General features: G+C 60.3%; 7 protein-coding genes. 1 reads left to right on the forward strand and 6 read right to left on the reverse strand.

Annotated features, from left to right (window positions below):
* The first annotated feature begins 19 nt into the window (after window positions 1–19).
* Complete coding sequence (locus ACVWY9_RS09570) at window positions 20–4,828, forward strand: alpha-2-macroglobulin family protein (protein WP_457388191.1); 4,809 nt, start codon at window positions 20–22, stop codon at window positions 4,826–4,828.
* Window positions 4,829–4,875: 47 nt separating this feature from the next.
* Here the strand turns inward: ACVWY9_RS09570 and ACVWY9_RS09575 are convergent, their stop codons facing one another.
* The 6 genes from ACVWY9_RS09575 to ACVWY9_RS09600 form a co-directional block, all read right to left on the reverse strand.
* A complete protein-coding gene (locus tag ACVWY9_RS09575; RefSeq protein WP_457388192.1) occupies window positions 4,876–6,705 on the reverse strand; it encodes an Rqc2 family fibronectin-binding protein in 1,830 nt (609 codons plus the stop codon).
* A gap of 522 nt (window positions 6,706–7,227) precedes the next feature.
* On the reverse strand, window positions 7,228–7,833 hold the full coding sequence (locus ACVWY9_RS09580; protein WP_457388193.1) for a DUF3727 domain-containing protein: 606 nt from the start codon (window positions 7,831–7,833) through the stop codon (window positions 7,228–7,230).
* A 107-nt stretch (window positions 7,834–7,940) separates the two neighbouring features.
* Window positions 7,941–8,177 (reverse strand): gas vesicle protein GvpG, encoded by a 237-nt coding sequence (locus ACVWY9_RS09585; RefSeq protein ID WP_011433717.1) that lies wholly within the window; start codon window positions 8,175–8,177, stop codon window positions 7,941–7,943.
* 189 nt (window positions 8,178–8,366) lie between these two features.
* Window positions 8,367–8,756: a hypothetical protein gene (locus ACVWY9_RS09590; RefSeq protein ID WP_414342319.1), complete on the reverse strand. Its 390-nt coding sequence runs from the start codon at window positions 8,754–8,756 to the stop codon at window positions 8,367–8,369.
* A gap of 341 nt (window positions 8,757–9,097) precedes the next feature.
* Entirely contained in the window at window positions 9,098–10,732 is a 1,635-nt protein-coding gene (locus ACVWY9_RS09595) for an AAA family ATPase (RefSeq protein WP_457388194.1), read from the reverse strand.
* Between the two features lie 45 nt (window positions 10,733–10,777).
* Window positions 10,778–11,043, reverse strand: a 266-nt coding sequence (locus ACVWY9_RS09600; protein ID WP_457388195.1) for a pentapeptide repeat-containing protein, incomplete at its 5' end; no start/stop codon positions are given.

The following is an 11,043-nucleotide window of genomic DNA, read 5'->3' on the forward strand; positions in this document are numbered from 1 at the left end:
AACGGAGGAGAGGGATCCCATGCTGAGGCGATGGTTGGTGGCCCTGGTGGTGTTTTTGGGGGTAGGGCTGGCGGTTCTGCTTTCCGAACAGCCGACGGGATCCCTGGCGGGACGGGTGGAGCTGCCGGCAGAGGCTCCGCCTGGGGATGTGCAGGTCATTGCAGCCGGCCCGGTCACGCGCAGCGCCAGCTTGGCCTCAGATGGCGAATATCGCTTGGATCGATTGCCTGTTGGGGAATACCAGGTGACGGTGCAGGGATCCGGCCTGGAAACGGTGGGCAGCCAGGGATCCGTTCTGGTGCGGGAGGGGGCAACGGTTCGGATCCCCACCTTGCGCCCTCAGCTTGTCCCCCCCGGTCTCTATCTCTACAGCACCAGCCAGGTGTCTACGACCGCAGAACCGGCGCGGCTGCAGTGGCGGGCCACCAGCCTGGGCTCGGTGCAGCTCAGCCTCTATCGCTTTTCCCTGACAGAGCTGCAGGGATCCCCTCTCTTGCGAGATTTGGCGGATGCTGGCTATGGCTCCCTGAATCCGGCTCTATATCCCACCCTGCGGCGGGAGCTTGTGCGCAGTTGGCAGCAGCCGGTGCCACGACGAGCAGGAGAGGGGTGGACAGCCCAAACCTTGGAGCTGGGGATCCTGTCGCCGGGGGCCTACTGGGTGGAGGCGGAGGGCCGGGAGCCGCTGAATGCGGCTGCACCCTTGCCCCGTTCCGACCATTGGTTTTTGGTGAGCGATCTCGGCCTCATCCAGAAGCAGGATGCCAGCCAGTTGGTGGTGCAGGCGGTGCACCTGCGGGAGCTGCGTCCCCTGGCCGGGATCCAGATCCAAGTTTTCGGGGAGTGGGGGGATCCCCTGACGGCCATCACCGATGCAGAGGGGCTGGCCCGCTTTGGCCTGCCGGCGAGAGAGGGTTCTTCCCTGGTGGTCTATGGCCGCAGTGCCGACAACACCCTGCAGGCTTTGTCCCGCAGCTACGCCTATGGCTGGAACCAACCCCACCGGATCTACGCCTACACCGATCGTCCCCTCTACCGTCCTGGCCAAACCGTCTATTTCCGCGCCCTGGTGCGAGAGCAAACCCGCCTCACGCCGCCCCCCCCAGGACAAGCAGTGCAACTGACCCTTACGGCCCCCAACGGGGATGTGTTGAGCGAACAAACCCTAGCCACCAATGCTTTTGGCAGTGTCCATGGGGAGTTTCAACTGCCAGAAGAAGCGTCCCTGGGCAGCTACGGCCTGGAGTGGCAGGTGTCAGGGCCGCAGGGATCCAGCCGCGAATACACCTCTTTTCAGGTGGAAGCCTACCGCAAGCCGGAGTTTGAGGTGGCGGTGGTGCCCGACCGGCCTTGGCTGGTGCGGGGGGGATCCCTGAAGGTGCAGGTGGAGGCCGAGTATCTTTTCGGCGCGCCGGTGGCCGCTGCCCAGCTCCGCTACCGAGTTTACAGCAGCCCCGACTGGAGCCTGCGCTATGGGCTGTTGCCCCGTTCTGCCGAGGAAGACTATTTCGCCGACGACCTGGGAGAGGAGCAGGGCTACTACGGCGGCTACGGCCAGTTGGTGGCGGAAGGAGAAGGGGTGACGGATGCCCAAGGGCGGGCGGAGTTTCGCCTGGATCGCCTGCTGCAGGATCTCAACTGGGAAGAAGACAGCTACTGGGGCCCCCAAGAGGTGCAGCAGTTGCGCATCGAGGTGGAGGTGACCGATATCAGCCGTCGCACCGTGACCGGAACGGCGCGGGCCTGGGTAACAGCTGGCGAATTTGCTCTGTTTGCGGAAGTGAACCGCCATCTGCCGGCTCCGGGGGATACCCTCACCTACCGGCTGCAAGCCCGCGATTACGATGGCCGCCCCGTCAGCGCCACCGGAGAGCTGAGCCTGGAGCGCTGGCGCTGGGATCCCAAGAGCAACACCTACCAACGGCAAGGTACCCTGCTGCGGCAACCTTTTCAGATTGTCAACGGGGAAGGCAGCCTCACCCTCAGCTTGCCCGCCGACCTGGAGCCGGGAGACTACCGGGTGCGGTTGACGGCATGGGATCCCCGCCGTCAAAGTGCTCCGCACCGCTGGCGCGAACGGGTGCAGGAGGTGGACTATCTCTGGGTGGTGGAGCCGGGCAGCCCCCTGCAAAGTTGGGGATCCCTGCCCAGCCTGGAAGTGGTGGCGGATCGGCAGATCTACCAGGTGGGGGAAGAGGCCCAGATCCTGATAGTCTCGCCGCTGCCGGATGTGGCGGTGCTGGTGGGCATTGAGGGATCCCGGCTGCACCAGGTGCAGGTGCTGCGTCTCCAGGGGCATACGGCCACGCTGCGGCTGCCCATCCGCGGCGACTATCGTCCCAATCTCTACGTCACTGCCACTGCCATCGGCCCAGAGCGGCGGCTGTACCGAAGCGAGGCTCTGCTGCGGGTCTCCCCCTTGGATCGCTTTTTGCAGGTGGAGCTGCAAACCGATAAACCCACCTATCGACCGGGCGAGACCGCCCAAATCCAAATCCGCACCCGCGACGCCCAAGGGCAGCCGGTGAGCGCCGAGGTGGGCCTAGGGATTGTGGACAATGCCCTCTACCTATTGCGACCCGACTTCACCCCGGATATTCGCCGCTTCTTCTATGGGCGCCAGTACAACCAAGTTACCACCACTACCTCTTTCCCTCAGCAATATCCCGGCGGTGCTGACAAGCTGGCCGGCCAAGTGCGGGAAGACTTTCGCGATACCGCCGCCTGGTTCCCGGATCTGGTCACCAATGCCGATGGCCTGGCTCAGGTACAGGTGCGTTGGCCCGACAACCTGACCACCTGGCGCTTGACCGCCCGCGCTGCCACTGCCGACACCCAGGTGGGATCCGCTCTTGCCACGGTCTCAGTCAGCAAAGACCTGTTGGTGCGCTTGGCCGCTCCCCGCTTTTTCCGGGTGGGGGATCAGCTCACCTTGGCGGCCATTGTGCAAAACCGCACGGGTCAAGCCCAAGCGGTGGAGGTGCGGCTGGAAGTTCCTGTTCCTGCCGGTGGGATCTTGAAATTGCAAGGCCCGGAACGACAACGCCTCACCGTGCCGGCCCAAGGAGCGGGGCGGGTGGAATGGCCTCTCCAGGTTCTGGGGGCCGGAGATACCTCTCTGCGGGTCTGGGCGGAAGGGAATGGGCTGAAAGATGCGTTGCAACTGCGGATCCCCAGCCAGCCTTTCGGCGCTGTGCAACGGTTCTCCCAGGTGGGTCGGGTGCAGGAGGGCAGCCTTGACTTATCGCTGGATTGGCCCGCCACCTGGGTGCCGGGATCCCGGCAGCTTCACCTGGAACTGGCCGCTAGCCCGGCAGCAACCCTGCTGGAGCCGCTGGATTACCTGGTGGAGTTCCCCTACGGCTGCACCGAGCAAACCCTGAGTCGCTTCTTGCCCGCCCTAGCCGTCACCCAAGTCAGCAAGCAGTTGGGCTTGAACCTGCGCTGTTGCTCCGCAACGCCGACGCGACCGCAAACCCTGGAGCGGCTGCCCCAGGTGCTTCGATCGGGCTTGCAGCGACTGGAGGGATCCCAGAACTTCGATGGGGGCTGGGGCTGGTGGGCCTATGACCGGAGCAACCCCTATCTGACCGGATACATCCTGCAGGGGTATCACCTTGCCCAAGCTGCTGGCTATGCCCTCAAAGAGTGGCGGGTGCGGCAGGCCTTGGACTATCTGGCCGATCAACTGGCCCAGCCCCAAGCCCTCTCCCCCGATCTACAGGCTTTTGTCGCCTACAGCCTGGCCCTCTGGGATCCCGCTTTGGTAACTGCCGACCTGCCGCCGCCGGAGCGGCTCTCCACCTTTGGCCTGGCCTACCGAGGGCTGGCCGCCCTGCAACTGGGCCAGAGGGATCTTGCCCAGGCAGCCCTGGATGAGGTTCTGGAGCGGCGGCAACAGGATCCCCAAGGGCGCTGGTTTATCCCGGCTGCTCCAACTCGTGCGACCCAAGAGCGCTCCACCTACGACGACATGGAGGTGGCCGGCCCCCTACTGCAATTGGCCGTTCGCTTGCAGGATGACCGGGCTGCCCAGATTGCCGAGGCCCTTCTCCAGCAGCGGCAAAACAACCGCTGGCGCACCACCAAAGCCACCGCCGATGCTCTCCTCGGCCTATCTGCCTACTACCAGGCCCAGCAGCAGCAGCTTCCCAGCCCCGGCGAGGTGCGGGTGTTGGATGGGACAACCGGATCCCTTCTCGGTCGCTGGCAGGCCGGCGCTGGGGATCCCCGCTATGGGCTGGATTGGGCTGACGCAGAAGTGGGGAACCTGAGCAGCCTGCGCCTGGAAAAGTCCGGCCCTGGCCCCCTTTACTACAGCTTGAGGGGAGAAGCCTTCGTCCCCAACCCTCTGCCCTCTCAAGCCCAAGGCTTTGCGGTGAGCCGCAGCTACTTCCGCCTACAGCCCCAGCCCCAACCCAACGGGGAGATCCGCTACCGAGAGCAGCCGCTGCGCCCTGGCGACACAGTAAGGGCCGGAGAAATCCTCCTGGCCCGGTTGACGGTGGAAGCCGAGCGGGACAGCCACTACGTGGTGGTCGAGGATCCCCTGCCCAGCGGCGCCGAGATCACCTCCCAGGATCCGCGAGAGTTCACCGGCTTGGCCCCAGACTACTGGTGGGACTGGTTTTGGACCCGCCAAGAGAATCGGGATGACCGCGTGGCCTTTTTCAGCACCGAGCTCAAGCAGGGTCGCCATGAGTTTGTCTATCTCTTCCGTCCGGAGATCCCCGGCCAATTCCAGGTGGCTCCTGCTTTGGCAGAAGAAATGTACGACCCCAGCCGCTATGGCCGCAGCGCCGCTTACTCCCTCGAAGTTCTCCCTTGAATGCCTCGAACCTGCCCACTTGGCCAGAAACGAAGTGACCAGTTGCGTCAGTGTGGCCCAAGGGCTGACGCAATGAGCAGCTGCGCATGGCTGGGCCGCCCCCAAAGCACCTGCTCCTGTTTGTAAACGACCATGCCGGGCGGGGATCCCTTGGGTTTGAACACCAGTTTCGGGCGGGTATAGACCACCGGCACCTGTTCGCTGAGGCGACCGCGGCTGAAATGGGCCGCCAAATCAGCAGCCGCCTGCAGATCTTCGCTTTCTGCTACAGCCCCGGGGGGCAAGCGCAGCAGCACATGACTACCGGGGATCTCCTGGGCATGAAACCACCAATCGTGTTCCTGAGCCACGCGAAAGGTGAGCTGATCATTTTGCAGGTTGTTGCGCCCCACCCAAATGGAGAAGCCACTGGGGCTGGTAAAGCGGTGGGGGTTGAAGGTTGCCGGTGAGGCATGTTTTGAGCTCGCCCGCAGAGACTCTGTCCCGCTGTTGCGAGTGGGACTCTCCAAGTAGCGCTGTTCAATCAGCTCGGTCTCAATTTCCTTGAGGGTGGTCAAGTCTTGGGGATCCCGATAGGTTTCCAGCTGCTGTAGAGACGCTTCCACCTGCTCGAGGTAGAGGATCTCTTGGCCAAGCGCCTCTTGTAGAGGCCGGATAGCATCCTGGGCCCGTTTTTGTTTGCGGTGCTTGCGGTAGTAGGCTTGGGCATTGAGAATGGCATTTTTTTCGGGGTCGAGAGGGATCTTGACCGTCTGGCCGCTGGCAAAATCCGGCAGCTCGATGTGATGCAACCCTGGCCGCCAGAGGTGGAGGTGGGCCATCAACAAGTCGGCAGCCTGCTTGGAGGCTTCCGCTTGGGTGGAGTCGGCCAGCATTGCCTCAAATTGCTCTCGCCGCTGATAGAGCTTTTTCAGCAGGGTGGATACCCTTTGCAGCAGACGGTGGCGCTCTCGCTCAAACTGTTCGCGGTTAAGCTGAGCCTGGTAGTAGCCTTCCAGAAGTTGGTGCAGATTGAGTCGAGAAGGTTGTTGCAGGGACTCCGTCCCGCTAACGGGAACGGCACCGCTTGCCCAGCCGAGAACGGTGTATCCCTGGGGAGTGGGAGCTGGGTCAAACTGGCCTGTTTCCAGACGGGTTAACCAGTCTTGCCACCTGGCAAACAGTGCCTGCCAATCGCGGGCAGAGAGGTGATCGGTGGAGGTTTGGGGCGGGATCCCAGCCTGATGGCACATCGCTTCCACCAAATGCCGACTGAGGCCGCGATAACAGCGCAACAGCCGTTGGCCGATGGGGCCGGGGATCAGGGCGACGCGCTCTTGCCACCAGGAAAAGGGCTCGGATCGCTGCGGGATCGGGTCGGTTAGGGCCGGAGGAGCCTCGTAGGGCAGGCCCGGTTGTACCGGACGGATTCGCGATTGGCGCTCGCTTACCCCATGGCCACTGGCCAAGATCATGCCCGCCTCGTCCACCAAAATGGCATTGCTGTGCTTGCCCATCACCTCCAGGTAGAGATGGCGATAAGGGGGATCCCCGGGCCGAGGGGCAAAGCGCAAGTCAATCACCCGTTCCCAATCCTCCAGCAGAGCCAGCTCCGTCAGAGCCAAACCCTTCAGGTGCCGTTGGAGGAACTGGCTAAATTGAAAGCCATCCGGCTCTTTGGGAGGAGGCTGACAGAGGTGGAGACGGGCCGCCTGAGGATGCCAGCACAACAGCAAGCAGAGGCGGGCAGTGAGGGTGCGCAAGCCAATGACCACTGTCCACAGATCGGTCTGTTGGATCCATTCCACGCGGGCAGGCAACACTGGATCCCGACCTGTCTTAGCCTGGGTTAGATCGGCGAGCACAGCACGCAGGGTGGTTAAATCAACCGGCTGCATCCCTGTTGCTGATACATTTACGCTGAACACTGCTGAACATCACTGTTCAACTATGCAGCGATAGCATTCTGTTTGTTTCCAAACAGAATGGCGGTATCCCGCAAAGCTTTGAGTAGAATACCCAAAGCGCAGTTTCCGTGTCGTCTTACTACCAATTTTCTGCTTTGCTTTGGCTACCATGTTGGCAGACTCGAAAGTAAACAGAAAGATCAACTGGTAGTAATCCGTACTGAACATATTATACATTATTTTCAGTATAGTTGAGCTTATTATTGACTAGAGTCATGCTCCTTCGCTACGCAATGCTCAGGCGGCTGGTCTGAGGCTGGCTTATTCTGACCCTTGGCCCGCAGATCCGACGCCCCCGACAGATGTTGAGACGGGTCTGGAGTGGCTGGTGAAAAACTCTGGGCAAGTTTTACCGGGTAGTTTCACCACCTCTATCCCTATGGTGCTCCGCACCGCCGAGGCGACTGGCTGGGCAGGAGTATCCAACTCGGCAGAACAGAAGGGGTTGACCGCCTAATCTTCGTCTTCATCTTCTTCGTCATCTCCGTCTTCCCATTCCTCATCGAGATCCAGCAGCAGGGCATAGAGCTGATCAAAAAGCTCTGGCGGCTCATTGGGGGTGAGCAGGTAGGGATCCCCTTCGTCAGGCAGAGCGGCGTAGAGCAAAACGGGATCGAGGGGGGTAAAGATGCCGTATTTCTTCTCTTGGTAGAAAAAGGTAGCTAGCAGTTGAAACTCCTGGGCATCTTCCTCGCTCTCGCCCAGCTCGAACACATCTTCCTCTTCGACTGGGGGCAATTCCCCCTGAACCGTGAGGATGTCGAAGCCATTTTGCTGCAAGGTGAGGTTCAACTCCCCCAAGACAGCCTGGATGGTGGGCAGGGTAGCCTGTAGCTCTTCGGGATCCGGCTCGTCCAGGATCCCTTCCATGTTGGCATCGCCGTTCACCGCTTGGCTGGGTTCTTCTTCCCCTTCCCAAACCAGCACTTTGATCACAGCATCAACGGGAGTCACCAGAGCATAGGTCTGCTCGTCGATGACCACCTGACGCAGGATCTCGCACTTGAGAGGCTGGTTTTGCTCGTCGCGGAGCACCAAGGTTTCATGGGATTCAGTCATTGAAAACAGCCCAGGGTAGGAAAGACGGGGGTGTACAGAAGCTCATTCTCCCATGTTCTGCCCCCCTGCAATGCTGAGGGATCCCTTCCAGGCCCACCGGCAGAACTCTATGCTTCGGCTTCTCCTTCTGCTTGGGTTAAGGCTTCCAGAGCCAATAAAATCTCCTCTTCTCGGCGGGCGTAGGTTTCTTCGTCAATTTCTCCCAAATCTAGCTGAATTTGCAGGGCCGTAAGTTCTTTTTGCAGGTTTTCTTTGCTATCCAGCTGTGCTTCGGCGCGTTCTTGGATCTGCTCTGCTAGCCAAAGCAAACTTTGGGCCGGCCACGTCAACAGTTGCCAAACCATCCCAGGGCCCCTAAAGCAGATGATGAGTCTTCGTAATCCTATCAATTTGGATTCTCAGGTGGCCATTGCCCCGGCCTAGCCGTGAAACTTTTTGTTCCCTTCCTCCCCAAGCTGGAAAGACTGGGACACGCACGAAGCGCCAGGGGAAACACTGGCTATTGGTGCTCAGGCAAGTCCTAGCCGCGAAGACTAATCCTCTCGCTGGTGCTTCTCGATCCACTCCATGAGCTCCCCCTCGGAATGGGTACACAGGCGCTCTCCCGTGATTGGGTCTTGGACAGACCACCAGACCATGCCGCTGCCATCTACCCACTGCCGCACCCGCAGTTCATCGCAGGCCGCCAAGACTGCCTTCAGGCTCTGCCAAAGGTGGCGCAGTCCTCTGAAGAGCGCTGAAGAGAAGGGATCCCTGCCGCCGTACTCGGCTGCCAGCTGCCGCTCTTCTTGTTTCAGCAGCTCCATCAAGCGGGTGTTGTTGGCCGCCCTAGCTGCTTCCAAACGACGGGCCAGGGAGGCTGCTATGTTTTGGCGATGGCGGGCCAGGAGACTTGTCCCCCTCATTTCAGCGATTGCACTCATAAGGCTGCTCTACATACCAGTACCTCTACACGATCAATCCTACCAAAAAATCTGTAGTCAAGGATACGAAAAGTGCAAAACCATCGGTCCTGCACGCTGACGTGCGGGATCCGATCCCAGTGCCCTGCCTGGGAGCTGCCGGAAGTTAATCCAACAAGGGGCCACCTGAGCAGCTCAGATCAATCGGCGGCTTCCCCGGACGGATTTAACGGGGGCTAATCCACAGGCAGCAAATTCAAGCGGAGCGGCAACCGGAGTTTTTCTGCGTCTTGCAGGAAAAAATGCTTGCAAGCCTACTTCCACGGAGCTGCCACAACTCGGAACGAGCCGACCAAAACAGCTTAGGCAGGAGGTGGAGAGGAAAAGGATGGGGGACTATCAACTTCAATGTAGCCTAACCCTCTCTTCTGGACGATGGTCCGTAGCTCCTGAATCAACTTTTGATCTTGGGAAGCGGTACGTGCTCCTGACTCGGCAGCCCATTCTTTCAAGCTTTGAATTTGGTCACGAGCGATGGCAGCTAGAGGAACCGTTTGGCGAATGGCGGTCAGGATATCTTCTTGGGTGAACTCGCGGGGTGGATCCTGATTAAAGGCCATGTGCATGGCATCGTAAATGGTCTGTTCAATTTCCGCCCCGCTGAAATCTTCTGCAGCCATGGCCAGCTCAGTATAGGAGAAGTCTCGTACTCGGTTGGACCGTAGCCGTTGGACATGGACTCGAAAAATCTCTTCCCGCTCCCGTTGGTTGGGCAAATTGACGAAGAAAATTTCGTCAAACCGGCCTTTGCGCAGCAGCTCGGCCGGCAAGATGCGGACATTGTTGGCGGTGGCAACAATAAAAACGGGTTTGGTTTTTTCCTGCATCCAGGTGATCAGGTTGCCGAAGACCCGCTTGCTGGTGCCCGAATCCCCTGAAAACTCGCTGTTGACGCCGCCAAAGGCTTTATCCAACTCATCAATCCACAACACACAAGGGGCCATGGCTTCGGCAATTTGGATCATCTGGCGCACGCGGCTTTCGCTTTCGCCGACGATCCCGCCGAAGAGTCGCCCCACATCCAGCCTGAGCAAGGGCATGCGCCACTCGCGGGCTATGGTTTTGGCACATAGAGACTTGCCGGTGCCCTGGATCCCGGCCAGCAAAATGCCCTTAGGACTGGGCAAGCCATAGGCACGGGCCTGGGCACTAAAACTGTTGCGGCGCTGCCGAATCCAGGCTTTGAGGTTTTCCAGGCCGCCGACATTTTGCAAGGTCTCGGAGGGGTTGTAAAACTCCAGGATTTCCGTCTGGCGGATGTATTGTTTTTTCTCTTCCAGAACAAGGTCAATATCGCCCTCGCTGACCTTGCCCTTGGCGGCTAGGGCGCGGGCCAGGATCCGCTCAATGCGCTGCCGGGTCAGTCCTTGGCAGGCTCGAACCAGTTGTTCCTGCGCCGGGCCGCTTAGCTCCAGTTGACGGGCAGGGATCGCGCGGGTAATGATCCGCTCAATTTCGGCGATGCTGGGCAGGGGAAAATCATAGACCACAATTTCCTCGCGCAGCTCGGCAGGGACAACGGCTTCTTGGCCCAAGAGGATGATGGACTTGCGGCTGTGGCGGCTCTCTCTGGCCAGGGTTTTCAGGTAGCGGATGACGGGGTAATTGTCCGAGCGTTCCGGATTTCTCAGGGTGGGGTTTAGGTCTTTGAGAACACAAATAACCGCCTCGTCCTCTTTGATGGCGCCGATGCGGCCCAGAGCAGGCATCAATTGGCCTTTGTTTTGGCCGTTATCTGACCAGCCGGAGACGATATCCCAGATTAGGAGTTTGCGCTTGGGCTTGAGGGAATCGGCTAGAACTTGCAGGAGCTCCTCTGCCGGGGCTTCTTCGGGAGTAACCAGGTAGATCAAAGGGTAGCGGGCGCGAACCACTAAGTCCAGCAGTGTGAGGATGTCTTGGTGATTGCTGGCAAAGGCGAGATCTGAGGGACTCATGGATCCACTGAGAGCGGCTGTAGGTAGTGTAGCCAAGGGATCAGGCTAGGGATGGATGGCTCCGTCGGGGAGGATGGCCCCTTTCAAGTCGGCGAATTGATCCCAGCCGGGACTTAGTTTTGCGCCCCATAGGTTTGCCCCCTTTAGGTTCGTGCCACCCAGCTTTGCTCCCCTCAAGTTGGCTCCCCTCAGGTCAGCCCTGCTCAGGTCGGCCCCGCTCAGGTTGGCCCCGCTCAGGTTGGCCTGGCTCAGGTTGGCCCCGCTCAGGTCAGCCTCGCTCAGGTTGGCCTGGCTCAGGTTGGCCCTGCTCA

The sequence above is a fragment of the Thermostichus sp. OS-CIW-31 genome (assembly GCF_054060305.1).